Raw genomic sequence first — 334 nt, forward strand, 5'->3', positions numbered from 1 at the left:
TCACTGTTCCGGGGATCTCCCGGTATATTCACGCACAGGCAGCATCTCCAACGCAGCCGGGTTCATCAGGCTGGACGTATCGCCGAGCGGCTCGCCCAAGAACTTTTGCTTGATTAACCGGCGCATGATTTTCTGTGTCCGCGTCTTGGGCAAATCCTTGACAAAGTGGACCTCCCCAGGCTCGTACGGTTTGCCGAGCGCCACGGCGACATGCTGCCTCAGTTGATCGGCCAACAGCTCGACGCCCGGTTTCAAAACGGCAAAAACGATGATTTCCTCCCCTTTTAGCGGATGAGGAACACCGATCACCGCCGATTCCAGCACACCTGGATGC

Annotated in this window: 1 pseudogene; it reads right to left on the reverse strand. The window is 57.2% G+C overall.

The features are described 5' to 3' along the window. A pseudogene (locus MXD62_RS10690) lies at positions 1 to 334 on the reverse strand (AMP-dependent synthetase); the annotation flags it as partial.

The sequence above is a fragment of the Frankia sp. Mgl5 genome (genome assembly GCF_023242985.1).
GTDB classification, from domain to species: domain Bacteria; phylum Actinomycetota; class Actinomycetes; order Frankiales; family Frankiaceae; genus Parafrankia; species Parafrankia soli.